The following is a 25,573-nucleotide window of genomic DNA, read 5'->3' as shown; positions in this document are numbered from 1 at the left end:
GCGGGGAGCGCCCCGCCGGGCCGGTCCGCGGGAGCCCGGGGCCGCCGTCCGGACGGCCGCGGATGAGCGCCCGCTCCCTTGCGACCCCGTACCAGGACACCGATGCCGACCAGCTCTCCTTCGCCCTCGGACATCCACCGATGGCGGCCCTGGCCGTCCGTGATCTGACCATCGGGGGGCTCGCCGTCCAGCTCCGGCTGCTGGGCGCCTCGCACCAGGTCTTCGCCGGCCCGGTGGCCGAGACCGTGGCCTGCCTGCCCGGTGGCGCGGGCGGTCTGCCCGACACCGTCCGCGAGCTCGACGGCTGGCAGTATCGTTTCCGCGCCCAGGTGTACGACTGCACCCCCGAGGAGTTCACCCGGCGGGTGGCCGAAGTCGTGCACCGCGCCGATACCCATCCCCATGCCCTGTACGGCGTCTTCCCCGGCGATCTCGAAGCGGTGACGGCCCTGACCGTCGACGCCGGCCCCGGGGGCCACGACACCCGCGAACCCGGCCGCCCCGGGCTCAACTGGCGTACCTGGCACACCTACCCGCAGAGCCGCCGGATCGTGGCGACGCACACCCGGCTGGAGGCCCGATGAAGACCGCCCGACGTATCAGCGCGATACTCCTCGCCGGGGCAGCGCTCACCGCCTGCTCCAGCGACGACGACGAGGGGACCCGGTACAACGACGTGCCGCGCCTGTGGATCGGCAGCGAGTACACCCCGTCCCCCTCCGGCTACCTGGACCCGGTCGACGAGCCGGGCACGGTCGCCGACGAGATCCACAACAACACCGCGTCCCGCGACCGCACCTCCGCCGAGAACACGGTCTACCTCCGGTACGACGACGACATCGTCGCGGTGACCAAGCAGCCCCGCGGCAGCCTGATCGAGATCGTGGACTACCGCTCCGGCTACTCGCGCTGGAACCACCACCTCCGGACCTCGTCGTGGCCCGACCCGGCGACCCAGAGCTTCCGCGGCGGCGGCCCCGGCTCCGGCAAGTGACCCCCGGCCGCGAAACCGTTCACGAAGCCGTTCCCGGAACCGTTCCCGAACCCGTCGTCCCGCCGCAGTACCCGAGCCCGTAACCCCGAGTCCTCAACCGTCCCCGAAAGGCATCCCCGTGGCAGAGATATTCGAGTCGGCAGGCACCGCCCTGCTCTACGGACTCGTCGGCTTCGTCGTGATGGCGGCCGGTTTCATCGCCCTCGACCTGGTCACCCCCGGCAAGCTCTTCCATGTCGTGTGGTCGGAGCGCAACCGCGGTGCGGCCGTGCTGCTGGCCGGCCAGACCCTGGCCATCGGCCTGGTCATCGAGGAGTCCATCCGGGCCAGCGAATCCGAGCAGGGCCTCGGCTACGGACTGGCCAGCACCCTGCTGTACGGATTCGCGGGCGTGATCGTGATGACGGTCATCTCACTGATCGTCGGACTGCTGACGCCCGGCAAGCTCGGCGCCGCGGCCCTGGAGGACAACGGCGACCGACCCCACCCCGCCGCCTGGGTGATGGCCGCCACCTACCTCGGCGCGGCCTTCATGGTCGGCGCCGCGGTCTCCTGACCCCGCGACCGGGCCCCCGATGAGTACCACCACGGAGGAGCGCGCCACCCCGGCCGCCGCGGAAGAGCCGATGCGCATCCCGGTCTCCCGGGGTGCGCGGTTCCTGCTGATGCTGGCCGTGTTCATCTGCGCGGCCTGCGGACTGATCTACGAACTCGCGCTCACCGCACTCGGCAGCTACCTCATCGGCAACTCCGTGATGCAGACCTCCGTGGTCATCTCCGTCATGGTCTTCGCCATGGGCATCGGGTCCCTGGCCGCCAAACCGCTCCAGAAGCGGGCGGTCGGCAGCTTCGCCCTCGTCGAAGGGGCCCTGGCGCTCGTCGGCGGACTGTCGGTACTGATCCTGTACGTCTGCTTCGCCTGGCTGCGCATCTACATGCCCGCCATGATCGTGGTCTCCTTCCTGGTGGGGCTGCTGATCGGCGCCGAGATCCCGCTGCTGATGACGCTGCTCCAGCGCATCCGCCGCCAGGAGGCGGGCAGCGCGGTCGCCGATATGTTCGCCGTCGACTACATCGGCGCCCTGATCGGCGGGCTGGCCTTCCCCCTCTTCCTGCTGCCGGCCTTCGGCCAGCTGAAGGGCGCCCTGGTGGTGGGGGCGGTCAATGCGGTCGCCGGGGTGATCGTGGTCCTGTGGATCTTCCGCAAGGAGACCCGGCGGATCGTGCGGGCCGGGCTGATCGGCGGGATGGCCGCCGTACTCGCCGTACTGGGTACGGTCTACGTCCTCGCCGACGACATCGAGGTCACCGCCCGGCAGCAGTTGTACCGCGACCCCATCGTGCACGCCGAGACCACCCCGTACCAGGACATCGTCCTGACCCGGTCCACGGCCTTCACCGGCTCGCCCGATCTGCGGCTCTTCCTCAACGGGGACCTCCAGTTCTCCTCCGTCGACGAGTACCGCTACCACGAGAGCCTGGTCCACCCGGCGATGGCGGGACGGCGTTCGTCGGTACTGATCCTCGGTGGCGGGGACGCGCTCGCGCTGCGCGAGGTCCTGCGCTACGACGACGTACGGAAGGTCACCCTCGTCGATCTCGACCCGGCGGTGACCAGACTGGCCCGGACGTACGCCCCCCTGCGCGCGCTCAACGGCGGTGCCCTGGAGGACCCCCGGGTGACCGCGGTCAACGCCGACGCCTTCAACTGGCTGCGGGACGCGCGGCAGCGCTACGACGCCGTGCTGATCGACTTCCCGGACCCCGATACGGCGTCGCTCGCCAAGCTCTACAGCGTGGAGTTCTACCATCTGCTCGGCCGGGTCCTGAACCCCGGAGCGCAGATCCTGGTGCAGGGCGGTTCGCCCTTCTTCGCCCCCAAGACGTACTGGTCCATCGTCGAGACCATCGCCGAAGCCGGCTATGCGACCACGCCCTACCAGGTGGACGTGCCGAGCTTCGGCAACTGGGGCTTCGTCCTGGCCGGCCGCGGCCGGCAGGCCCCCGCCCCCGAACTCCGGCTCGCCGCCGACGTGCCGCGGCTGCGCTTCCTCGACACCGCCGTCCTCAAGGCGTCGACCGTCTTCCCCGTCGACCGGCGGCCCCGTGACGTACGGGCCAGCACCCTGATGGACCCGGTGGTCCTCGAATACACCCGCCACGAGTGGCGGAACTACTGAGCCACGCGCCGCGGAGGGACGGGCCGGGCCCGAATGACGGGTGACGGGCCGGTCCCCGAACGACGGTTGACGGGCCGGCCCCGAACGAGTGGTGACGGACCGGGCTCCGGAACGAGGAGCGACCGACCGGGGTCCGAATGAGGGGGGGTCGGCACCGGGCGTAGGGGTGGGCACGCGTTCCCGGTGACCGTAGCGTGACGGCGCCGGGAAGACGTCACCGAGGGTGTCACCACGGGCGGGGCAACGGGCAGGGCCGTAACGGTCCCTGACGCGTAGTCCGTCCGGCCACGCGCCGCTGCGGAGTGCAACCGAGGCGGAGCGGCGGGGTGTTCGCGCGGTGGGTTCCCCGGGGGAGCCGTAATGACTTTCCCCGGGGGGTATTTCCGGAGCAGGAACTTCCGTTGCGGACCCCCGGACCGGGCCGGTCCGCGCACCTCCGCCCTCGCCCCCCACCTCCGGTGGGCCGGGGTCCCTGTCCCGACCCGCCGCGCGACCGCCGCGGCGGCTCTGTGAAAGGACACCCATGCGTCGCATGCTCTCGGCCACCCTCGCCACAGCGGCATCGGCCGTGCTGGCCGGTACCGTGCTGGCGAGCCCCGCCAGTGCCGCTCCGGCGGACAAGCCGCAGATCCTCTCCCAGTGGACGCAGACCAGCGCGAGCAGCTACAACTCCTGGGCCGCCGCCCGCAACAACCAGGCAGCCTGGGCCGCGTACGGCTTCGACTGGTCCACCGACTACTGCTCCAGCTCGCCGGACAACCCCTTCGGCTTCCCCTTCCAGAACTCCTGTGCCCGCCATGACTTCGGCTACCGCAACTACAAGGCGGCCGGTCAGTTCCCCACCAACAAGGCACGGCTGGACAGCGCCTTCTACGAGGACCTGAAGCGGGTCTGCGGGGCGTACAGCGGCGCCAAGAAGACCACCTGCAACGGCACGGCGTGGACGTACTACCAGGCGGTGCGCGCCCTCGGCTGAGCCGGGCGGGGCACGGGGCGGCCGTGGTGAAACGACCGCCCCGGCGGACGCCGGTATCGCCCCCCGGCACCGTTGCCTCCGGGGTACGGGCCACGGACGGCGCCGCACCGGCCGGGCCCGCGATGCTCGTCGCATCGCGGGCCCGGCCCTTTTTCGTCCCGTGGCCACGGCCACGGTCACGGATCTGCCCGTACGGCCGCCGTCAGGCCCCCGCCGCCCGGCGGGCCGACCGTACATGGCCCTCCACCCCGTCCAGCAGCCTGCGCAGGCCGAAGTCCAGACTGGGCGCTATGTCGTTGTACGCGGTGTCGGCCGGTTCGAAGATCCCCGCCGCGACCAGGCGCGACAGCGCGGGAAAGCGGTCGCCGTCCATGACTTCCCGCATGGCGCGCGCATAGTTCTCGCCCATCTCCTCGACGGACACCCCGGTCCGGTCCGGAGCCTGCGCTAGCTCCCTGGAGGTCCGGGCCAGATCGCGTACGGCACCGGCGACGAACATCACCAGGTACATCATCTCGTCGTCCTCCAGGCCGATGTCCGAGACCTCCTGGAGCAGTGCGTCCAGCCAGGTCAGCTGGTTGGGCCCGAGCGGCGGCGAGCTGATGGTGACGTCCAGCAGCCAGGGGTGGCGGTGGTAAACCCCCAGCATCGCCCGCACCCAGCGGTAGACCCCGGCCCGCCAGCCCGTCCCGTCCGCGGGCCCGCCCCGCGCCGCCGCGGTGCCGTCCGGGTTCCGGCCGGGCGGTTCGCCGAGCGCCCGGTCGTACACGATGTCGACGAGCTGTTCCTTGCCCGGCACATAGCGGTAGAGCGACATGGCGGTATAGCCGAGCCGGCCGGCCACCTGTTGCATCGAGATGCCGTCGAGCCCCTCCTCGTCGGCGATTTCGATGGCCGTGGAGGCGATTTTCTCCACCGAGAGCCCTCTCTTGGGACCCCGTGCGGAGCGACCGGGCTCGCTTCCCCACATCGCTTCCAGGGCCTTGGCCCGGCTCTCCTTGGTCTTGCGGTTCGTGCTCATCGCTCTCCGTGATCGGGTTGACAGTGTCGGTGGAAACCCGGTATCGCTTATATCTGAGTTTACGTCATATACGGTTTCGGATTCCTGCTGCATGGGGGAGTTGTGTCGGCATGGCCGTCAGTTATGCGATCCAGGTGAAGGGCCTGCGCAAGTCGTTCGGCGCCGTCCCGGTGCTGGAATCGGTCGATCTGTGCGTCGAACGGGGAACGATGCTCGCCCTGCTGGGGCCGAACGGCGCGGGCAAGACCACCACGGTGCGGATCCTCACCACCCTGCTGGCGCCCGACGGCGGTACGGCCCTGGTCGAGGGCCACGACGTCGCCCGGGAGCCAGGGGCCGTACGCCGGATGATCGGAGTCACCGGCCAGTCCGCCGCCGTGGACGAACTGCTCACTGGCGAGGAGAACCTGGAGATGATGGGGCGGCTGACCGGTCTCCGGGCCCGGCCCGCCCGGCGCCGCGCCGCCGAACTGCTGGCGGAGTTCGGGCTGGAAGGCGCCGCCCGGCGGCCCGTCAGGACGTACTCCGGCGGAATGCGCCGCCGGCTCGACCTGGCCGCCGGGCTGGTCGCCCGGCCGTCGGTGCTCTTTCTCGACGAGCCCACCACCGGGCTCGACCCCACGGCCCGCGCCGCGCTGTGGGAGACCATCCGCGGACTGCTGGCACGGGGTACGACCACCCTGCTGACCACCCAGTATCTGGAGGAGGCCGACCGGCTGGCGCACCGGATCGCGGTCATCGACGGCGGCCGGGTGGTCGCCGAGGGCACGGCCGACGGGCTGAAGGGCCGGATCGGCGCCGAACGGCTGGAGCTGTCCTTCGCGCCGGCCGATCTACCGCTGGCCCATGGGCTGTTCACCGGCGGCGTACGGTGGACCGGGGGCACCGTCAGTGTCCCGGTCGACGGTGCCGCGGACGTCCTGCGGCTGCTGAACCGGGCAGCCGCGCACGGGGCCGAGGTCGTCTCCATGGCGCTGCTCCGGCCCAGCCTCGACGATGTCTTCGCCGAACTGACCGGCGCGGGCCGCCCGGGCGGCCGGTCATGAACCGGACTGCCACCGCCGCCGTCCACGACCGCGCCGGCTTCGCTTCAGCCGTCGCCCACTGCTGGATTCTGACCCGCCGCAGCCTGCGGCATCTGACCAGGAGCACCGATGAACTCGTCCAGGCCGTCGTGCTGCCGGTCATGCTTCTGCTGCTGTTCCGCTATCTCCTCGGCGGTGCCGTCGACACCGGCGGACCCGGCTACGCGAACTATCTGATCTCCGGAGTCATCGTGCTCTCCGTGGCGTTCAGTGCCTCGTCGACCGCCGTCGGCGTCGCCGACGACCTGCGGAACGGCCTGGTCGAACGGTTCCGGACGATGCCGGTGTTCGGCGCGGCGGTACTCGTCGGACACGTCGTATCCGCCGTACTCCGCAATGCCCTCGCCGTGGTGCTGGTGACCGGTACCGGACTGCTGGTCGGCTTCCGGCCGGAGGCGTCCGCGGCCGAGTGGCTCACGGCGGGCGCGCTCCTGCTGGTCTTCGCCTGCGCCGTCGCCTGGCTGGCAGCACTGATCGGAGTGGTCTCGGCGGGCGTCGAGGCGGCCGGCGGCTATGCCATGGTGCTGGTCTTCCTGCCGTACGCCAGCAGTGCCCTGGTTCCTTCCGAGACCATGCCGGGTCCGCTGCGGGCCTTTGTCGACCACCAGCCCTTCACTCCGGTGGTCGATGCGGTACGGGCGCTGCTGACCGGCACCCCGGCCGGTGGCGATGTCCTGGCCGCCTTCGTCTGGTGGGTACCGGTCCTGTTGGGTGCCGCCGCCTTCACCGCGCACCGGTTCACCCGGCGCACCGGCGAGTGACCGGGCGCCTGCCCCGCCCCCGTCGCGGCCCCGGATACTGGTCCGAGAGGTGACGAAGCGCCGATCCCGGCGCCCGGACAAGGAGTTCAGCAGTCCCGATGCCGCCCGCCCCCGCCTTCGACCGCCTGACCGACCCGGCCTTCCTGGCCTGGACCCGGGATGTGTGCGAGCCGCTGTGGCTCGAACCGGGCGAGGCCGAGGAGTCGAACGACTTCCTCGCATTCCTCTGGGAGACCTTCACCGGCAACGGCGAACTCCCGCCGGAGCGGCTGGCGCCGCTGGTGCAGGAGCGGCGTATCGCTCTGGCGTCCCGCTGGGCACGCCTCTTCCTCGACCGGGCGGAACGCGAGACCGGGCTCGCGATCGTGGAGTCGCTGTCGTCCACCCCGCCCGACGCGTGGGAGCCGACCGGTTCCACCCAGGTCGGCAACACCACGATCCGGGCCGTCCGCGAACCGGACCTCGTGGTGGAGACGGCGGATGCCGTACAGGGCTATCTGATGGACCGTTATTGGACGGTCTGGCCGGTCTGCCCCGACCACGGTCTCGGTTACCACGCGGCGCTCACGGCGGACACCCCGGAGTGGGAGTGCTCGTCCGGCGGCGGCCACCGGGTGCCGATGACCGGCCCGGCCGGAACCGGGCCGCCGCGCCGCGGCCGTACGAGGTCCGGCGCCCGGCCCCGGACCGGCCCGCGGACGCCGCCGCGCCCCGCCCGGTGAGGGACGGAGCGCGGCGGCAGTACGGTGACGGAACGGACGTCCGGCCGCCGGTTCAGTCGGACGCCGCCCCGGGCCCCCGCGCCGCCTCGGCGCCCGGTCCCCGCGCGGCCCCGGACCCCGGACGCCGCACGGCCGGCTCACCGGCCGCCGCGCCGTCGCCCCGGCCCTCGACGGCCACGGCCGACTCCAGCGGCGACGCGATCTCCTGAGTCTTGCTGCGGGACGCCCAGTCGCGGATCCCGATGACGACCATGACGAAGAAGATCGCGTAGACGATTCCGGAGAAGTACAGCTCCGAGTGGATGGCGAGCGGCACTCCGACCAGGTCGACCGCCAGCCAGGCGAACCAGAACTCCACATACCGCCGGGCCTGGGAGTACATCGCCAGAATCGAGCCCACGAAGATCCACGCGTCCGCCATCACCATCCACAGCGGGGCCCCCGGGTAGAACGACGCGTCGGTCGCCTTCAGCAGCCCGCCGAACGCCAGGGTTCCGGCGACCATGGCGACCAGCAGCACCACCCGCTCCTGCCACGACGCCCAGCGGACGTTGATGGCGCCTTCCTTCTCCCGGCTGCGCTTCCACGTCGCCCAGCCCCAAGTGGCCGATGCTATGATCACAATCTGCCGTGCGGCATTGCCGCCGAGGTCGACGTTCAGGCTCGCGATCAGCAGCAGCACCGACCCGAGGATCTGCACCGGCCAGGCGATCAGCAGCCGCCGCAGCGCCAGCATCACCGTGGCGAGCGCCAGGATGTTGCCGAGGAAGTCGGACCAGTAGACGGGCAGGCCGAAAAAGCTGAACTGCTCGTTCAGCCACTCGAATGCGCTCATAACTCACACCTTTGTTCGTTCGGAGCAATGCTGGTGTGGGGGGCGTCGGCCCGGACCGGGCCGGTCATGACCGCAGGGAGGCCGGCAGCGCCTGCCGGGCCCGTGCGGGGAGTGGTGCCTCAGACCGAGGCGGTGTTCCGGTGCGCGGCGAGCGCACCGGAGAGGACGCGGCGCCCGCGGCCGGAGGCGAGCAGTGCCTCCGACCGCCGGACGTCCTGCCGGGCGGCGCGTACCAGTTCTCCGGGTGAAGCGAACTTCACCGTGTCCCTGATCCTCGCCACGAACCAGAGTCCGACGTGCTCTCCGTAGAGCTCGTCCGACATGTCGTGGCAGTGGACCTCGATATGTACTTCCGTGGTGTCGCAGAAGGTCGGATTCGATCCGATGCTGATCGTCCCGGGGTGGACGGCACCGGTCGAACTGCGGACCAGCCAGCCGCTGTAGATCCCCGGAGCGGGGATCCGTGAGCCGGGCCCGGCCGCGACGTTCGCCGTGGGGAATCCGAGCAGCCGGCCCCGTCCGGCACCGCGCACCACCGCGCCCGAGAGCCGCGCGCGGTCCGCGGAGCCGTCAGCCATGAGGGATCAGCTCCCGGAACTGGCTGGTGTGGAAGACGAGCGGCTCCACACCGGAGAACAGTTCGGCCGTCAGCAGCTCCATCAGCACGATCTCGTGATCGCCGCCGTCGTACACCGCGTTCACCCGGGCCGTCAGCCAGAGCGCCGCGTCGTCGATCAGCACGGCGCCCTCGGGCGTCGCCCGCCAGCCGACGCCGTCGAAACGCTTGCCGTCCCGGGACGCCAGCCGCCGGCACAGCGTGCCCTGGCCGTGGCTGAGCACACTCAGCCCCAGCACGGGCGCCCCCACCAGGCGCGGCCAGGTGGTCGAGGTGCGGGCCACACTGACCGCCGCCATCGGCGGTTCGAGCGAGATGGAGACGAACGAGCTGGCCGCGAACCCGACCGGCTCGTCCCCGCGCAGCGCGCCCATCGCGACGACACCGGTCGGGTAGGCCCCGAACGCCTGTCGCAGCGTCGCCGCGTCCAGTTGCGCCGGCGCGGCCGCCTCCGGCAGATGGTGGGCAGACGTGGCCATGGTCTTCGACATCCTCTCGTCGCGGATTCTGTTCTCGGGGCCGGATCGGGCCTGACCGGATCGGACCTGACCGGATCGGGCCGGATCGGATCGGGCCGGATTCCCGGGGCGGGAAGGGCCGCGGCCCTCAGTGGCGGAAGCGCGCCGCGGGGTGGCTGTCCGGCAGGGCGCGGCCGGTCGCCCCGGTCAGGCGCTCGCGCAGGCTCTCGCCCTCCGTGTACTCCCCGCGGAAGACCCCGCGGGCCCGCAGGATCGGCAGCACCGACTCCACGAAGTCCGTCGTCGACGTGGGCTGAACCGTCGGGGAGAGCAGGAACCCGTCGAGGTCGGCGCCTTCCGCGAGGGCACAGATCTCGTCGGCTATCTCCTCGGCGGTGCCGACGACGGGCCGGGCACCGACACCGTGAGTGTGCCAGTCGGCGAGTACGTCGCCGACCGTCTTGCCGGCGAAGCGGGCCACCTGGGTCTGCGACAGCTCGGTGGAGAGTTCGGCCATCGGCGTCTCCGGCGCGTACGACGACAGGTCGAGCCCGGTGAACATGGCGTAGCTGGCGACGGTCACCTCGGGCCGCTGGGCGTCGAGGATCCGCTGGTAGCGCCGCTCGGCGTCCTGGGTCGTCGCGCCGACGACACAGGAGAACGCCGACATCACCTTGACGTCGTCGGCCCGGCGGCCCGCCTTGACGGCCTCCTCGCGGATGGACGAGGTGTGCCCGGCCAGCTGCTGCGCCGTACCGCTGCCCACGAACATGCACTCGCCGTGCCGGCCGCCGACCCGGCGCCCGGCGGGCGACGCCCCGGCCTGGAACAGTACGGGCGTGCCCTGCGGGGACCGGGCGGTGTTGCCGTACCCCTCGGAGCGGAAGAACGGGCCCTTGTGGCTGACCAGGTGGACCTTGGCCGGGTCGGCGAACCTGCCGTCCTTGTCCTTCTCCAGGGCGTCCGGCTCCCAGGCGCCCTCCCAGTACTTGTAGACCAGCTCCAGGAAGTCCTCGGCCATCCGGTAGCGGTCGTCGTGGGCCACCATCTCCATGCCGAACGCCTTGACCGCGGTGTCGGCCGTGCCCGTGGTCACCACGTTCCAGCCGATCCGGCCGCCCGACAGCTGGTCGAGGGTGGCCATCCGGCGGGCGAACGCGTACGGGGGCTCCACCAGCACGGAGCCCGTCATCACCAGGCCCAGATGCGTCGTCGTGGAGAGCAGCGCCGACGCCACGACCACCGGGTCGAGCCGCGGCAGGTCGAGGGTCTCCTCCGTGGCGATGGCCGGACGGGTCCCGTCGATCTCGGACCAGCCCCACGCGTCGGCGAGGAACAGGAAGTCCAGCTTGGCGTCCTCGCAGACGGCCGCGAGGTCGCGCCAGTACTCAAGGGTGTCGAAGAGGTGCCGCCGGCTGTCGGGGTGACGCCAGGTGGCCGTGCCGCTCGCATTGGTCTGCGCGTTCTCGAACACGCCGATCTTGAGGTTCCGCATGGGTGGTTCTCCGTAGTGCTGGTGGGTGTCCCGGGTGTCAGGAAGCAGAGGTGACCGCGGGCGCGTCGAGCTGTTCCGCGTACGGCATGGAGGTCTGGGCACCGAGGCCGGTGGCGGCGTACGAAGCGGCTCGTACGGCACGCTCGACCGCGGCCGGCAGGGCGGTGCCCCGGGCGAGGGCGTCCGCGAGGGCGCCGCAGAAGGTGTCTCCGGCCCCCACGGTGTCGACGGCGTCGACGACCGGTGCCGGGATATGCGTGGTGTCCGGGCCGTGCGCCTCCTTCAGTACGGCACCGTCCGCCCCGAGCGTCACCACGACGGCCCGGCAGGGCAGCCCGGCGCGCCGCAGCATTTCGCGGGCCTCGTCGACGGTCGCGGGCGGTTCGGTGCCGAGGAGGGTGGCCAGCTCGCCGCGGTTGGGGACCAGGACGTCGACCGCGGCCAGGACCCGGTCGTCGACCGGACGGGCGGGGGCCGGGTTGAGGACGACGATCCCGCCCTGTTCGGCGGCCCGCAGGACCGCCAGCTCGACGACCTCGGGCGAGATCTCGTTCTGGACGACGACGACCTCGCCCGGTGAGCGGACGAGCCGGGCCGGCAGGTCCTGCATCGCCAGATCGGCATTGGCCCCCGGGTTCACGACGATGGTGTTCTCACCGCCCTCGTCGACGACCACCGCGGCGATCCCGGTCGTGGCCCGCTCGTCCGACCGTACGTCGTCGACGTCCACGCCCTCGGCCGCGAGCGCGTCGAGGATGGCGGCTCCGTCCGGGCCGACCCTGGCGACCAGCCGCACCCGTGATCCGAGGCGGGCGGCGGCGACGGCCTGGTTGGCCCCCTTGCCGCCGACCCCCTCCACGAAGCGCCGCGCGAGCACCGTTTCGCCGGGGTGCGGGAGGTCCCGCACGGTCAGGACGAAGTCGCGGTTCACCGAACCGACGACGGTGATGGGCGACATGTGGACTCCTTGGGAGATCGATTTCCGACATGCTGTACCAGGGTTCCCGTGCCGTCAAGTAGCCTCGTGCTGCTTGTTCGCCCCGCCCTCCGCGGCACACCCCGTCCACCGACCGTGAAGGACACCTACGTGACAGCTCCCCGACTCGTCGATGTGGCCGAGGCCGCCGGCGTCTCCCGCGCGACTGCCTCGCGGGTCCTCGCCGGGACCCCGCGCAATGTCGATCCGGAGCTTGCGCGCCGCGTCGAAGAGGCCGCGGACCGGCTCGGCTACCAGCCGAACCATTCGGCCCGGGCGCTGCGCACCGGCGCGACCGGAACCATCGGCGTGGTCGTGCCCACGCTGGCGAACCCGTATTTCGTCCAACTCGCCGACGCCATCGCGCAGCAGGTGCGTGCCATGGGCGGCACGCTTGTGGTCACCGACGCGGCGAACGACACCGCCATCGAGGCCGAGCAGATCGACACCCTGCTCAGCGGCCGGGTGGACGGACTGTTCGTCGTCCCGGTATCGGCCGGCGCCTCCGGCCCGGCCGTCCGCGACGCGGCGGGCCGCCGTCCCGTGGTCCTCTTCGACCGCTGGGCGAAGGGCTCCGGCACCGTGGCCGTCACCCTCGACAACGCCTCCGCGGTCCGGCTGCTCGTCGACCATCTGGAGGGCATCGGGCGCCGCGGTATCGCCCTGGTCGCCGACCAGGCGTCGTCCTCGGGTGCCGAGCGGGTGGCGGCCTTCACCGAGATCCAGGGCCCCGGCGCGACCACCATCCTGCTGCCCGGCTTCTCCACCGACGGGGGACGGACGGCGGCGCGCCGCATCATCGAACAGCGCGACCGGATCGACGCGGTCGTCTGCGGCGCGGACGTCCTCGCCGTGGGCCTGGTGAGCACGCTGCACCGCTCGTCGGTCGCCGTCCCCCGCCAGATCGCGGTCACCGGCTTCGACGATACCGAGATGCTCAAGCTCCTCGACCCGCCCATCACATCGATCCGCCACCCGCTGTCGGAGATGGCGGAGCGTGGTCTGACGCTGCTTCAGGCGCCCGCCAGGGAAAGGGTGGAGCGGATAGAGCGCTTCGCTCCGCAGCTGGTCGTCCGGGCCTCGACCGACGAGTCCTGACGCGGGGTCACATCATGCTCCGGGGCGGCCGGGCGTGGTCCCGGCCCGCCGCCGCCACCCCCGCGGTCCGGCGGCTCGGAGCCGGGTGAAGCGAGGCTGATGCCGCACCCGTCCGGAGCATCCCAAAACGCGTGAAGACGGGCTTCCGCCGAGGGGAAGTCCGCTGCCGTGCCCGCTGTCTCGGCGTGCCCGCGTTCTTGCCGTACCGGCGTTCTTGCCGTACCGAGGTTCTTGCCGTACCGGCGTTCCTGCCGTACCGGCGTTCTTGCCGTGGCCGCGACCGGGTACGGCACGCCCTGAGACCGCCGCTCCTCCGATACCTCGCCGCCACCCCCGCGGCATCGTCGCGGACACCTGTCATACGCGGCCGGCCGGCGGGGCGGTTCCGGGCCGGCCGGCTCCCGAGCCCCGCCGGACACCCCGCGTACGCGGCGGGCCGGACGTACCCGAGGGGCGAGTTCCGGCCATCAAGAGGACCCGGGGCAACGGAAGTTCGATCTCCCTTCTCTTCACGCCCAGGAGCCGGAGGCGGGGCCGCGCTCCCGTTCTTCCACCCCCCGAACCCCGCGAACAGGGAGTCATCTTGTTCTCCAGCAAACGACGAGGGCGTGGTGCGACGACCGTCACCACGGCCCTCGTGGCGGCCGCGCTGGTCGCCGGAGCGACCGGCGCCACGGCGGTCGCCGAAACCGGCGCCGCCGAGGGCGGCACCGGCACCGCCGCTACGGCCGCCGGGCTCCGGTGGGTCACACTGATCACCGGTGACCGCATCGGACTCGACAGCAGGGACCGGGTCGTCTCCGTCGACCACGGGCCCGGCCGCGAGAAGATCGCCGTACGGAGCCGGACCGAGCGGGGGCGTACCTACGCCGTCCCCGCCGACGCACAGAAGCTGATCGCCCGGGGCGTCCTGGACCGGCGGCTCTTCGACGTCACCGGGCTCGCCGCCCCCGAGAGCCTGCGCGCCTACCGCGACGGACTCAAGGTCATCGTCGAGTACGAGGGTGCGTCAGCGGCCGCCGCCCGTCAGGGAGTCAGGGCCGACGCGAAGGTCCAGCGCACGCTGCCGTCCATCAACGCGGACGCCGTGACGCTGCCCCGGAAGGACCCGGGCGGACTGTGGACGGCCCTCACCACCGGCTCCGGATCCGCGGCCGGGACCGCCCGGGCCGCCGGTACCGCCCCCGGTATCGAGCGGGTCTGGCTGGACGCGGTGCGCACCTCCACCCTGGACACCGGCACGGTCCGCATCGGCGCCCCGAAGGCCTGGCAGGCCGGATACGACGGCAAGGGCGTCGTCGTCGCGGTCCTGGACACCGGCGTCGACGAGACCCACCCGGATCTGGTGAACCAGGTGATCGGGTCGGCGAACTTCACCTCCTCCCCGGATGCCGAGGACCGGATCGGCCACGGCACGCACATCGCCTCGACCATCGCCGGAACCGGTGCCAAGTCCGGCGGTACGTACAAGGGTGTCGCCCCCGGCGCGAAGATCCTCAACGGCAAGGTCCTGGGCGACTACGGCAGTCTGGAGTCGGGGACCATCGCCGCCGTCGACTGGGCGGTCGCCCAGGGCGCCGATATCGTCAATATGAGCTTCGGCAGCGGGGACACCCCCGAGATCGACCCGCTGGAAGCCCATATCAACCGGGTGACCAAGGAGAAGGGCGTCCTGTTCGCCGTCTCCGCGGGCAACGAAGGGCCGCGCTCCGGCTCCGTCGGCTCCCCGGGCAGCGCCGCGGCCGCCCTCACCGTCGGCGCGGTGGACGACGCCGACAAGCTCGCCCACTTCTCCAGTACGGGCCCGCTCCACGACGGCACCGTCAAACCGGACGTCACCGCGCCCGGCGTCGGCATCACCGCCGCCTCCGCCCCCGGCAGCGCCATCGCCCTCCAGTTCGGTGAGAATCCGGCCGGCTATGTCTCCATATCCGGTACGTCCATGGCCGCCCCGCACGCGGCGGGCGCCGCCGCACTGCTCAAGCAGCGGAACCCCGCCTGGTCCGGAGAGCGCCTCAAGGCCGCGCTGACGGCGTCCGCCGTGGACGGCGGCCACACCGTGTTCCAGCAGGGCACCGGCCGGATCGCCGTCGACCGCGCGATCGAACAGACCGTGGTCGCCGACGAGACCACCGTCTCCTTCGGCCGGCAACTGTGGCCGCACACCGACGACCAGCCGGTCACCAAGCAGTTCACCTACCGCAACCTCGGCACCCAGGAGATCGTCCTGGACCTGGCGGTAAAGGCCCTCGACCCGCGGGGCAACCCCGCGCCCGCGGGCTTCTTCACCCTCGCCGCGAACAAGGTCACCGTCCCGGCGGGCGGCACCGCCACGGTGCCCTTCACCGCGGACACCCGGATCGGCGGGGACATCAACGGCGTCTACACCGCGGTCGTCACCGCGACCGGCGGCGGTACGAGCGTGCGCTCCACGGCCTCCGTGGAGCGTGAGGTCGAGTCGTACGAACTGACCCTCGACTACCTGGGCCGGGACGGCCTGCCCAGCACCAACTTCTACACCCATCTGCTCCAGCTCTCCGGCGAGACCCGCGCCGAGATCAACGACGAAGGCGGCCGGAGCACCGTGACGCACCGGCTGCCGAAGGGGAACTACGCCTTCCGCGCGGAGCTCTACCACGACTCGGGGGACAGCGACCGGCTGCTCCACCCCAAGGTGGAGCTGACCGGGAACACCACCGTCACCGTGGACGCCCGCCGCACCAAGCCCGTCGCGCTGACCGTCGCCGACCCCCGGGCCACGATCACCGGAGCCGGCGCCACCTTCGCCATCGGCAGCGGCGACCGGATCCTGACCGGCAGTTTCCAGGGCTCGACCTTCGAGGGCTTCCGCGTCGCGCAACTCGGCCCGGACCAGCCCACCGGGGTGCCGCTCCGGGACAGCTTCTACGCCCAGTGGGAGCGCGACGCCTCGACCCAGTACAGCGTCGCCGCGGGCGGTGACGTCAAACGGCTCTTCACCGGCCATACGAAGAAGTTCGACGCCGGCGACTTCGCCCGCACCACCGCGGCCGTCGGCGCCTCCGTCCCCGGCAAGACCGGCCGGACCAGGGTCCTGGCCGGCCCGGAGCGCTTCGACTTCTCCGCGGCGCACACCTTCGCCCTGCCGGGCTCCCGGACCCACTACCTGGCGTCCGAGGGGAAGAGCAGTCTCTGGTCCCTCGCGGCCTCGCAGGTCTCCGCCCAGGGCCGGGACGAGATCACCCACATCGCGCCGGAGCGGGACTACCGCCCGGGCACCAGCCACCGCACGGTCTTCGGCTCCGCCGTGCACGCCCCGCTGATGAACGAGCAGAGCGGTGTCTTCCGGACGGGGAACCGGCTCAAGGCCGTGGTACCGCTCTTCTCCGACGGCCGGGGCAATGCCCGCTACGGCTACTACGCCTTCTCGTCCGTGCGGACGGAGCTGTACCAGGGCACCACGAAGATCGGTGAGAAGGAGGACCTGCTGGCGGGCTGGGACAGCTACGGCGTCGGCTCGGAGGACGCCGAGTACACCCTGACCACCTCGGCCGTCCGCGGCCCGGACGTCACCGCAGCCGGCACCCGGATCGATGCCTCCTGGACCTTCCGCAGCGCCCAGTCCCCGACGGCCGGAGAGACCCGCACCCCGCTCTCCACGGTCCGCTTCGGCGCCCCGGTGGACAAGGACGGCACGGTCCCCGCGGACCGCCCGTCGACCTACCCGGTGACGGTCCAGGGCCCCGCGTCCGGCGCGGGCCTGAAGTCCCTCCGGATCTCGGTCTCCTACGACGCCGGCACCACCTGGCAGCCCACCCCGGTCACCAAGGGCCTGATCACGGTCAGGAACCCGGCAAAGGGCAAGTCCGTCGCCCTGCGCGGCGAGGTCACCGACACGGCGGGCGGCAAGGCGAGCGTGACGGTCTACGACGCCTACCTGGGCAGGTAACCACCCCCCGCGCCCTTGACCGGCCGCATATGACGAGGGGCCCCGCCACCCGGAAGACCGGACGGCGGGGCCCTTCCAGGGCAGCAGCCACCCACTGACGTCGTACGGCATTACGAATGCTGTACTTGCGCCATGACGGACGGCAGCGACTTCCAGCCCGGCGACGGCCCCGGCATCTCCGTGCCCCTGGCCGCCGGAACACTGCAGGCCATTCGCGAGAATGCCGGAGAGCGTGGTGTGACCGCCGATCCCGAACGGGCAGCACAACGCGGGATCGAGCGCGACAATCTGGACGAGCTCATCGCCGGGTTCGACAGCGTGCACGGCCAAGCGAATCCGGAAGCAGTGGCGGTCAAGCTGGCGAGGCTTACGGGGCCCGCTGAGGGCAGGGCGGCGGTTTGAGCGGCGCCTCGGTCCTGGACGGCGAGGGGCTCGCGAAGGGCGTGCAGCGGGACCGGGACGTCCATGAGCGGCTCACGGCGGCCCGGGAAGCGGACCTCCCGGAGGCGGGGATGCAGAGATCCTTGCTTCCGCTGTTTTCGTTCAGTCGGCGATGTCGACCCCGTATCCGCGTGCGAGTGTGTCGAGACCGTGGTCGTAGCCCTGGCCCACGGCGCGTAGGCGCCACACCGGGCCCCTGCGGTAGATCTCCGCGAGGAGCATGGTGCGTTCGGTGGTAGCGGCATCCAGGGTCGCCCGGGCGAGCGGTGCGCCGCTGCTGCCGGGTGCCGCGCCGATCTGGATGGCCCCGACCGTCCCGAAGGTGACGATGCCGTCGATGGCGGCGGCGATGACGACCTTGCGCGTTGCGAGTGGCAGCGCGGTCAGGTTGAGGGCGACGGTCTGTTCGGCAGGGCCGCCGGTCAGCAGTCGCGCAGTCCCGGCCGGGTTCTCCGGGGCGCCGTAGAAGACGAAGTCCTCGTCGAAGGTGACCTGTTCGTCGTCGTCCAGGAGAAAGGCGACGACGTCGATTTCGTAGTCGGTCCGGTGGACCCAGCTCGCGGTGACGTACCACTCCGGTGAGGAGCTGCCGTGGGATAGGGGCAGGTCGATGACGCCTCCTCTCGGCATGACGTGCGGCTCCCGAGTCCGGAGCGTCGCCGCGGCGGCGGGCGTCGGAGAGGCCAGCCAGTGGAGTTCGTGCACAGGCAGTTCGAGGGCGGTGATGCGGCTCATGCGCCGGTCGCCCTGCCCTCCCTCCAGAAGCACGACGTCGGTGACACTGGCGGACAGATTGACCGCAGCGGACCCGCCCAGCTCGACGATGCGAGTACGGGCCGCCGATGCCTCGGCATGGACACCACCGAGCACCAGTACGCGACGCCCCGTCAGAGGCTTGTCCAACGTGCCGACGGAGGGCACCGGTGTGCGCGGAGCCGGTACTCCGGCCCCGGGGCTGACCGTGGGGAGAGCTGCGGCTTCCGAGACGGGTACGGCAGACGTCCTGCGGGGCGCCGGCTCCACGGGCCCGACCACCGGTTCTGATGCCGGCTCGACCACCGGAGCGGCAGCGACAGCCGTCGCCCCATGCACTGCCCCCGGTCGGATGTCCTCCAGCAGCCGCAGGAAGGTGTGCTCGTCGATGACCGGCACGCCTTCGGCGGCTGCGCGTCGGGCCTTAGCCGAATCGGACGCCGGTGCATTGGTGACCAGCACACTTGTGTGCCGACTGACGGAGGTCATCATGTTCAGTCCGGCGGCAACGGCCCGCCCTGTCAACTCGGCCCGGGCGTGCGCGGTCTCGCCGGTGATCGCGACCTTCATTCCCTGTTGGAGCGGCCCGCCGGGAGCGAGCCGCCCCGGATTGCGGTAGGCGCAAGGAGTCTTCGGCGGCTGCGGCGTGAACTGCGATTCCGCCCGAGGCGGGCAGGTCACCAGCGGCAACGGCAGGTCGAGTCGCGCTGCCTCGCGCAGTGACGCCCGCAGGATCCCGGCGAGTACACGGGTATCGTCCAGCGCATCGTGAGCACGTTGCTGGGTGACGCCGTAATGTGCGGCAAGGGTGCCGAGCTTCATATCGTCCGTCGGCGGATCCACCTGGCGATTCAGCGCCAGGGTGCACAGCCGTTGCGACACCGGCAGCCACATCCGCGCTCGGGCGAATTCGTGGGCCAGGAAGTCGTAGTCGAACTGGGCATTGTGAGCGACCAGCACTCGCTCCTGAAGCATTGCCCCGATCCGTCCGGCGACCTGATCGAAGGTCGGTGCACCCAGCAGCCGCTCGACGGTCAACCCGTGCACCTCCACCGGTCCCGGATCGCACCCCGGATTGAGCAGCGTCGAGAACTCCCCGGTCTGCTCGCCGTCCGGACCGATCGTGATCACCGCGACGGAGAGCACACGATCTCGCCGGGCTATGAGGCCCGACGTCTCCACGTCCACCAGGGCCCAGTCGTAGGCGTAGTCGCCCGTGTCGGGCACGTCGAAGGAGCCGGAGATGAAACTCATGACGACAAGGATGATCGGGTATCAAGCGCCCCTTCAACCCGTATGCCGATTTTCCTTCGTTTCGAGGGCCGCGGCGAGGCGGTCCTACGATGTCGCCTTGACCACGCTCCCGAAGGGGCGCAAGGTCCGGGACGATGCCTGTGGCGCGTAGCCTGCCGCACGCCCCAAAGTCCCAGAGCCGGCGCCGCACCCCTCTGACCCGCTAAGTCGCAGGTCAGAGGGGTGCGGCGGCCGAAGTCCGTCAGATGTCGCGGAAGATCTCGATCTGCGCGCCCACCGAGTTCAGGCGCTCCGCCAGCTCCTCGTAGCCGCGGTTGATGACATACACGTTGCGGAGTACGGACGTGCCCTCCGCCGCCATCATCGCCAGCAGGACCACCACCGCGGGGCGCAGTGCGGGCGGGCACATCATCTCGGCCGCGCGCCAGCGGGTGGGGCCCTCGACCAGGACGCGGTGGGGGTCGAGCAGTTGCAGGCGGCCGCCGAGGCGGTTGAGGTCGGTGAGGTAGATGGCCCGGTTGTCGTAGACCCAGTCGTGGATCAGGGTCTGGCCCTGCGCGGAGGCCGCGATCGCCGCGAAGAACGGGACGTTGTCGATGTTCAGGCCCGGGAACGGCATCGGGTGGATCTTGTCGATCGGCGCCTCCAGCTTGGAGGGGCGGACCGTGAGGTCGACCAGGCGGGTCCGGCCGTTGTCGGCGGTGTACTCGGAGGAGCGGTCGTGGTCGAGACCCATCTCCTCCAGTACGGCCAGCTCGATTTCGAGGAACTCGATCGGCACCCGGCGGATGGTCAGCTCGGACTCGGTGACCACCGCGGCGGCCAGCAGGCTCATCGCCTCGACCGGGTCCTCGGAGGGGGAGTAGTCGACATCCACGTCGATGGTGGGGACGCCGTGGACGGTGAGGGTGGTGGTGCCGATGCCCTCCACCTTGACGCCCAGCGCCTCCAGGAAGAAGCAGAGGTCCTGGACCATGTAGTTGGAGGAGGCGTTCCGGATGACGGTGACGCCGTCGTGGCGGGCGGCGGCCAGCAGCGCGTTCTCGGTCACCGTGTCGCCGCGCTCGGTCAGGACGATGGGCCGCCCGGAGGACGCCGGCCGCTCGACCCGGGCGTGGTACAGGCCCTCGGTCGCGGTGATGTCGAGACCGAACCGGCGGAGCGCGATCATATGCGGTTCGATCGTCCGGGTGCCGAGGTCGCAGCCACCGGCGTACGGCAGCCGGAAGCTGTCGACACGGTGCAGCAGCGGACCGAGGAACATGATGATCGAACGGGTGCGGCGGGCGGCCTCGGCGTCGATGGCGTCCAGGTCCAGCTCGGCCGGGGGCACGATCTCCAGGTCCATGCCCTCGTTGATCCAGCGGCTGCGGACGCCGATGGAGTTCAGGACTTCGAGCAGCCGGTAGACCTCCTCGATCCGGGCGACCCGGCGCAGGACGGTACGGCCCTTGTTGAGCAGGGAGCCGCAGAGCAGGGCGACGCAGGCGTTCTTGCTCGTCTTGACGTCGATGGCGCCGGAGAGGCGGCGGCCTCCGACGACCCGCAGATGCATGGGTCCGGCATAGCCGAGGGAGACGATTTCGCTGTCGAGTGCTTCCCCGATGCGTGCGATCATCTCAAGGCTGATGTTCTGGTTGCCCCGCTCGATGCGGTTCACCGCGCTCTGGCTGGTGCCGAGCGCCTCGGCGAGCTGGCTCTGTGTCCAGCCGCGATGCTGCCGGGCGTCACGGATGAGCCTGCCGATGCGTACGAGGTAGTCGTCTGCCATGCGGTTGAGGTTATCTCAGATATGAGATGAGGCGCGCGCCGGGGGTGTCAACCGGGTGAGCCGTATGTCTGGGAACCGCCGCGCTCCTGACATTCCGTCGGTGTGTCGCCGGGGGCAACCGGAGGGGGTCCGTCCGGGTGTGCTGCCGGTTCATCTGCCCGCCGCCCCGGGAGACATGTCCGCCGGTTCTGTGGTGTGCGTCGCAGCGGATACCGCGGAAGTGCGGGGGAAATGGGGCTTTTCGTCCGGAGTGCCCGATGGGGTGACGGGCGGCGCACCGGTCGGCCCGGCCGGCGGAACGCCGCCCCTTCCACCGTTGTTCCCCCAGGTGCGCGGGCCGTTGCCGAAGGGGGCGGCCCCCAGCCGCCGAGGTCCGCGAGTTCGCCGGGACGGCGGGCGCCTTTCCGGAGTACGCCGACGGCATCGGGTACGCCGCCGCAGTGCCCGCCGACATCCGGAACCGGACCCGCGGCCGGATACCGGCGCCCGCGCGGGAGTCGGCGACGGCATGCCCGCCGCCCGGCTCGCGGCTTTCCGCGTCCCCGTGAAAGTGGCGCATCCCACGCGTCGTTGCTTCCGCGTACGCCCGCGGGAACCCGCGCCGGAACGCCGTTGCTGCCGGCTCGGTCCCGGTGCGGGCGGACGGCCCGGTTCCGGCGGCCGGAGACTCCGAGGGGCCGGGGGAGCGGTCCGGTACCGCCCGATGCCGCCGGGTGCGGGAGTCCGTCCCGCGGGCGAGGGCCGGGGGATCGCAGGAGATGTTGCCCGCCGGATCCGCGAGCCTCCGTCGCCGCGGGCGAGGGCCGGACCTACGCTCCCGGTCCGGCCCGGCCGCCCGCCGCGCCGATCACCTCGTCGAGGACGTCCCGCGACCGCATCAGCTCCCCGATCAGCCCGTCGATCCGCCGCCGCTCCGCGGTGAGCCAGACCACCAGCTGGGGCGTGGCCGTCTCGGACGGTCCGCCGTCGCTGTCCCGCATGCACGGCAGCACCCGGGCGATCATCTCGCTGTTCAGCCCCGCCGCCAGCAGCTCCTGGATATGGACCACCCGGTCCACCGCCGCCTCGGAGTACTCGCGGTGGCCGCCCGGGGTACGGCCCGAGGCCAGCAGGCCCCGCTTCTCGTAATAGCGCAGCGACCGCTCGCTCACTCCCGTGCGCCGGGCCAGCTCCCCGATCCGCATCCCGTACCCCGTTCCGTCCCCGCCGGGTGCCGCCCCCGTCGACGGCCCGCCGGACTTGAATCTGACACCGGCGTCAGATTTTACGGTACGGGCATGACGAACTCACCGCTCTTCACGCCCTTCGACCTCGGCCCCCTCCGCCTCCCCAACCGCATCGTCATGGCCCCGATGACCCGCTACCGGGCCGCCGAGGACGGCACCCCGCTGCCCGTCGTCGCCGACTACTACGCCCAGCGCGCGAGCGCCGGTCTGCTGATCACCGAGGGCATCTGGCCGAGCCGGGCCGGACAGGCGGGGTGGCGGATGCCCGGTCTGGAGACCGCGGAACACATCCGCGGCTGGCGCGCGGTGACGGAGGCCGTGCACGCGGCGGGCGGCCGGATCTACGCCCAGCTGATGCACGGCGGGCGGCACGGCCATCCGCTCTCCCGGCTGACCGGCGACATCCCGGCGGGACCCTCCGCGGTCCCGCTGCCGGACCCGGTCCATATCCGCGACGGCGGCAAGGCGGAGCCGCCGGTGCCCCGCGCGATGACGGCCGGGGAGATCCGGCAGGCGGTCCGCGACCACGCCACCGCCGCCCGCAACGCGGTCGAGGCCGGGTTCGACGGGGTGGAACTGCACGGCGCCAACAGCTATCTCATCCACCAGTTCCTCGGTGACAACACCAACCTCCGCTCCGACACCTACGGGCGGGGCAGTGTCGCCGACCGGATCCGGTTCCCGCTGGAGGTCGTGAACGCCGTCGCCGACGCGATCGGCCCCGGGCGCACCGCCCTGCGGCTCTCTCCGGGCAACCCGCAGGAGGGCATGGTGGAGAAGGACCCGGGGCCGGTCTACCGCCCCCTCGTCACCGAGGTGAACAAGCTCGGTCTCGCCTATCTCCATCTCGTCGACGACGACCACTACCCGGCCCTCGCCGATCTTCTGCCGCTGTGGGACGGGCCGGTCGTCGCCAACATCGGCGAGAACCGCGAACCCACCACCTGGGAGGGCGGCGAGGCGGTGCTGGCCGGCCGGGTGGCCGATCTGGTCTCGTACGGCCGCTCGTTCATCGCCAACCCCGACCTGCCGGAACGGTTCGCCGCCGGAGCCCCGCTCCAGGACATCGACCAGGCCCACCTCTACACCCACGGCACCCGCGGCTACACGGACTACCCGCGCCACACCGCCACTCCCGCCGGGGCGGAGCCCGCGTCCGGGCCCGGGGCCTGACCGGGGCGCGATGTGCCTGCGGAGCCGGCGCGGCGCCCGCGCCCGGCGCTTGGCCCGCCCGCGCCGCGACCCCGCCCGGAACGGTGCCCGGAAGCCCGGCCCGTCCGTCCCGCCGACCGCGCACCGAGTGCCGTACGTCCCGCCGACCCGGCCCGGAGCGCCGTTCGTGCCGCCTCCCGGAGCGCGGTACGGGCGCCCGTGCCCCGGTCCGGAGGGACGTACGGCGTACGCGCCTTCCGCCGCGCGGCGGAGGCCGTTCGTCCACCGGAGCGACGCCACGCCCCCGGGCCCGGTGGGACGTTCGGAGCATGGACGCTCACGGACGGACCACGGAGAACGGACGGCGCCGGCGGTACGCGGCCGCCCACTGGGCGCTGCTCTGGGCCTTGGGATACACGGCCTTCGGTCTCGCAGGCGTGCTCGGCGGCACTCCGCTGCTGCGGATCGGTGTACTGACGGCACCCGCCACGCTCGACTGGGCCCTGGCCGCGCTCGGCGCCTCGGCCGCCGTGCTCTGCGGCGCGTGGCTGCGGTCCGGCCCGCTGCCCGTGCTCCGGGGGGCGCTTCTGACGGCCGCGGCGCTGTTCGGCGCCGCCGCGTTCGGCCTGTTGATGGAGCTGATCGCGCTGCTGGCCGGGCAGCAGCCGGAGAGCTGGGCAGCCGCCGTCCAGCACGCCCTGGCGGCGCTCGGCGCGGTGCTGCTGGCCGCCGTTGCCCGCCTGCGCGGCCCCGACCGGCCCCGTACGGGCGCCTTGGCCGGCGCGGCGGAACGTTCCGGCCCTGACGGTGTCACTGGTCCGCCGCGCGGCCGCCCCCGGACGGTGTCCCCGACAGCCGGCGCGCTTACGGTGTCCCCGGTCGCCGGAGGGACCGGACACGGAGCGCAGGCGGGCGCCACGGGGGAGCGCCACCGGGCCCACGGCCCGGCTCCGGTCCGGTCCGGGCGCTGCGACCGGTGCCGGAATCCGAACCGCTGCCGGGTTCCCCGCGAAACCCCGGTCCGGGCCGCTCGCCACGACCGCGGCCGCGACATCCAGGCAGTGACCGCCCCCGGCCCCCGCCTCCGGACGGCCGCCGTCGCCGGGACCGTGGCCTTCCTCCCGTACGCGGCGATGAAGTTGCACTGGGCCACGGGCGGCACTTTCGCCGGGATCAGCGGAGCGGAGCTGCGCGCCGCCTCCCGGCGCAACGGGGCCTCGGAGCTGTGGCTCGCCCTGGAGTCCCGGGGCATCGATGTCACCGTGCTGCTGGCCGGGCTGGGGCTGCTGCTTCTCTGGGGGCTGGTGCGGCCCTGGGGCCTGGTCTTTCCGCGCTGGGTCCCGGGGCTGCGCGGCCGCCGGGTCCCGCGCGCCCTTCCGCTGGTTCCGGCCGTGATCGGCGCGGCGAGTCTGCTCCCGTACGGCGTGCTCGGACTGGCCTACTGCGCCCTCGCGCAGGCCGGTGCCGTGGAGATGCGGGCCGGCGACTTCCCCACCGGCGCGGACGCGCTGACCGCCGCCTGGCCCGGCATGATCGCGTTCGGCGGCTACGGCGTCGCGCTGGCGGTCGCGGCCCGCTCCTACTGGCTGCGCACCCGCCCGGGTGCCGCTGCGGAGTGAGGCCCGCACGCCCGGGGCCGCCGGAGGCCGAGCCGCGCACCCGCCCCGGGGCCGCCGCGGAGCGAGCCCGGCAGCCGCCCCCGTACCCCCGCAAAACGCCCCGCCACCGGCACATGAGTGACGGCGGACACCCCCGCCCCGGGGTGCCCGCGCATGACCGTGCCGCGGTGATGTACTAGAGTTATCTCGACATCGAGATAACTGCCCGGGCG

The 25,573-nt window shown here is 72.1% G+C and carries 22 protein-coding genes; 13 read left to right on the top strand and 9 right to left on the bottom strand.

Annotated elements, in window-relative coordinates; all coding sequences use genetic code 11:
* Window positions 1-62: 62 nt before the first annotated feature.
* The 5 genes from ACWDR0_RS19535 to ACWDR0_RS19515 all read left to right on the top strand — a co-directional run bounded on the left by ACWDR0_RS19535 (window position 63) and on the right by ACWDR0_RS19515 (window position 4,150).
* Window positions 63-584: a DUF2617 family protein gene (locus ACWDR0_RS19535; protein ID WP_456352953.1), complete on the top strand. Its 522-nt coding sequence runs from the start codon at window positions 63-65 to the stop codon at window positions 582-584.
* Window positions 581-994, top strand: coding sequence for a DUF4247 domain-containing protein (locus ACWDR0_RS19530; protein ID WP_456352952.1), 414 nt, complete (start codon window positions 581-583; stop codon window positions 992-994). The genes ACWDR0_RS19535 and ACWDR0_RS19530 overlap by 4 nt, the downstream gene beginning before the upstream one ends.
* 118 nt (window positions 995-1,112) lie before the next feature.
* Window positions 1,113-1,550, top strand: a complete 438-nt coding sequence (locus ACWDR0_RS19525; protein WP_456352951.1) for a DUF350 domain-containing protein — start codon at window positions 1,113-1,115, stop codon at window positions 1,548-1,550.
* Window positions 1,551-1,569: 19 nt separating this feature from the next.
* On the top strand, window positions 1,570-3,174 hold the full coding sequence (locus ACWDR0_RS19520) for a polyamine aminopropyltransferase (RefSeq protein ID WP_456352950.1): 1,605 nt from the start codon (window positions 1,570-1,572) through the stop codon (window positions 3,172-3,174).
* A gap of 523 nt (window positions 3,175-3,697) precedes the next feature.
* Window positions 3,698-4,150 carry a phospholipase gene (locus ACWDR0_RS19515; protein ID WP_456352949.1) on the top strand — a complete coding sequence of 151 codons (453 nt, stop codon included), beginning with the start codon at window positions 3,698-3,700 and terminating at the stop codon, window positions 4,148-4,150.
* 202 nt (window positions 4,151-4,352) lie between these two features.
* On the opposite strand, the gene ACWDR0_RS19510 is transcribed toward ACWDR0_RS19515, so the two are convergent.
* Window positions 4,353-5,171: a TetR/AcrR family transcriptional regulator gene (locus tag ACWDR0_RS19510; protein WP_456352948.1), complete on the bottom strand. Its 819-nt coding sequence runs from the start codon at window positions 5,169-5,171 to the stop codon at window positions 4,353-4,355.
* A gap of 110 nt (window positions 5,172-5,281) precedes the next feature.
* On the opposite strand from ACWDR0_RS19510, the gene ACWDR0_RS19505 reads away from it, so the two are divergent.
* The 3 genes from ACWDR0_RS19505 (at window position 5,282) to ACWDR0_RS19495 (ending at window position 7,739) form a co-directional block, all read left to right on the top strand.
* The gene (locus ACWDR0_RS19505) at window positions 5,282-6,217 is read left to right on the top strand and encodes an ATP-binding cassette domain-containing protein (RefSeq protein ID WP_456352947.1); all 936 of its coding nucleotides are present in this window, start codon (window positions 5,282-5,284) and stop codon (window positions 6,215-6,217) included.
* Entirely contained in the window at window positions 6,214-7,017 is an 804-nt protein-coding gene (locus tag ACWDR0_RS19500; RefSeq protein WP_456352946.1) for an ABC transporter permease, read from the top strand. The genes ACWDR0_RS19505 and ACWDR0_RS19500 overlap by 4 nt, the downstream gene beginning before the upstream one ends.
* 98 nt (window positions 7,018-7,115) lie before the next feature.
* Entirely contained in the window at window positions 7,116-7,739 is a 624-nt protein-coding gene (locus ACWDR0_RS19495) for a hypothetical protein (RefSeq protein WP_456352945.1), read from the top strand.
* A 52-nt stretch (window positions 7,740-7,791) separates the two neighbouring features.
* Here ACWDR0_RS19495 and ACWDR0_RS19490 read toward each other — a convergent pair whose 3' ends face one another.
* From ACWDR0_RS19490 to ACWDR0_RS19470, 5 genes are all read right to left on the bottom strand, one after another.
* On the bottom strand, window positions 7,792-8,574 hold the full coding sequence (locus ACWDR0_RS19490; protein WP_456352944.1) for a nicotinamide mononucleotide transporter family protein: 783 nt from the start codon (window positions 8,572-8,574) through the stop codon (window positions 7,792-7,794).
* Between the two features lie 119 nt (window positions 8,575-8,693).
* Window positions 8,694-9,152, bottom strand: a complete 459-nt coding sequence (locus tag ACWDR0_RS19485; protein ID WP_456352943.1) for a riboflavin kinase — start codon at window positions 9,150-9,152, stop codon at window positions 8,694-8,696.
* Window positions 9,145-9,669, bottom strand: a complete 525-nt coding sequence (locus tag ACWDR0_RS19480; protein ID WP_456352942.1) for a flavin reductase family protein — start codon at window positions 9,667-9,669, stop codon at window positions 9,145-9,147. Before ACWDR0_RS19480 ends, ACWDR0_RS19485 begins: the two co-directional genes overlap by 8 nt.
* 127 nt (window positions 9,670-9,796) lie before the next feature.
* Complete coding sequence (locus tag ACWDR0_RS19475) at window positions 9,797-11,143, bottom strand: NtaA/DmoA family FMN-dependent monooxygenase (RefSeq protein WP_456352941.1); 1,347 nt, start codon at window positions 11,141-11,143, stop codon at window positions 9,797-9,799.
* Between the two features lie 37 nt (window positions 11,144-11,180).
* A complete protein-coding gene (locus ACWDR0_RS19470) occupies window positions 11,181-12,101 on the bottom strand; it encodes a ribokinase (RefSeq protein ID WP_456352940.1) in 921 nt (306 codons plus the stop codon).
* 129 nt (window positions 12,102-12,230) lie between these two features.
* Here ACWDR0_RS19470 and ACWDR0_RS19465 point away from each other — a divergent pair, with 129 nt between their 5' ends.
* The 3 genes from ACWDR0_RS19465 to ACWDR0_RS19455 all read left to right on the top strand — a co-directional run bounded on the left by ACWDR0_RS19465 (window position 12,231) and on the right by ACWDR0_RS19455 (window position 17,547).
* The gene (locus ACWDR0_RS19465) at window positions 12,231-13,217 is read left to right on the top strand and encodes a LacI family DNA-binding transcriptional regulator (RefSeq protein WP_456352939.1); all 987 of its coding nucleotides are present in this window, start codon (window positions 12,231-12,233) and stop codon (window positions 13,215-13,217) included.
* A 583-nt stretch (window positions 13,218-13,800) separates the two neighbouring features.
* Complete coding sequence (locus ACWDR0_RS19460) at window positions 13,801-17,145, top strand: S8 family peptidase (protein WP_456352938.1); 3,345 nt, start codon at window positions 13,801-13,803, stop codon at window positions 17,143-17,145.
* 132 nt (window positions 17,146-17,277) lie between these two features.
* Window positions 17,278-17,547 (top strand): hypothetical protein, encoded by a 270-nt coding sequence (locus ACWDR0_RS19455; RefSeq protein WP_456352937.1) that lies wholly within the window; start codon window positions 17,278-17,280, stop codon window positions 17,545-17,547.
* Between the two features lie 141 nt (window positions 17,548-17,688).
* On the opposite strand, the gene ACWDR0_RS19450 is transcribed toward ACWDR0_RS19455, so the two are convergent.
* From ACWDR0_RS19450 to ACWDR0_RS19440, 3 genes are all read right to left on the bottom strand, one after another.
* Window positions 17,689-19,593, bottom strand: coding sequence for a TerD family protein (locus ACWDR0_RS19450; RefSeq protein ID WP_456352936.1), 1,905 nt, complete (start codon window positions 19,591-19,593; stop codon window positions 17,689-17,691).
* A gap of 241 nt (window positions 19,594-19,834) precedes the next feature.
* On the bottom strand, window positions 19,835-21,364 hold the full coding sequence (locus tag ACWDR0_RS19445; RefSeq protein WP_456352935.1) for a helix-turn-helix domain-containing protein: 1,530 nt from the start codon (window positions 21,362-21,364) through the stop codon (window positions 19,835-19,837).
* A gap of 809 nt (window positions 21,365-22,173) precedes the next feature.
* Window positions 22,174-22,548: a MerR family transcriptional regulator gene (locus ACWDR0_RS19440; protein ID WP_456352934.1), complete on the bottom strand. Its 375-nt coding sequence runs from the start codon at window positions 22,546-22,548 to the stop codon at window positions 22,174-22,176.
* A 93-nt stretch (window positions 22,549-22,641) separates the two neighbouring features.
* Here ACWDR0_RS19440 and ACWDR0_RS19435 point away from each other — a divergent pair, with 93 nt between their 5' ends.
* Both ACWDR0_RS19435 and ACWDR0_RS19430 read left to right on the top strand, forming a co-directional pair.
* The gene (locus ACWDR0_RS19435) at window positions 22,642-23,763 is read left to right on the top strand and encodes an alkene reductase (protein ID WP_456352933.1); all 1,122 of its coding nucleotides are present in this window, start codon (window positions 22,642-22,644) and stop codon (window positions 23,761-23,763) included.
* Between the two features lie 308 nt (window positions 23,764-24,071).
* The gene (locus tag ACWDR0_RS19430; protein WP_456352932.1) at window positions 24,072-25,361 is read left to right on the top strand and encodes a hypothetical protein; all 1,290 of its coding nucleotides are present in this window, start codon (window positions 24,072-24,074) and stop codon (window positions 25,359-25,361) included.
* The last annotated feature ends 212 nt before the right edge of the window (window positions 25,362-25,573 follow it).

The organism is Streptomyces sp. NPDC003691 (assembly GCF_053981115.1).
The sequence above is the reverse complement of the archived record's forward strand: the minus strand, read 5'-3'. Positions and strand labels throughout refer to the sequence as shown.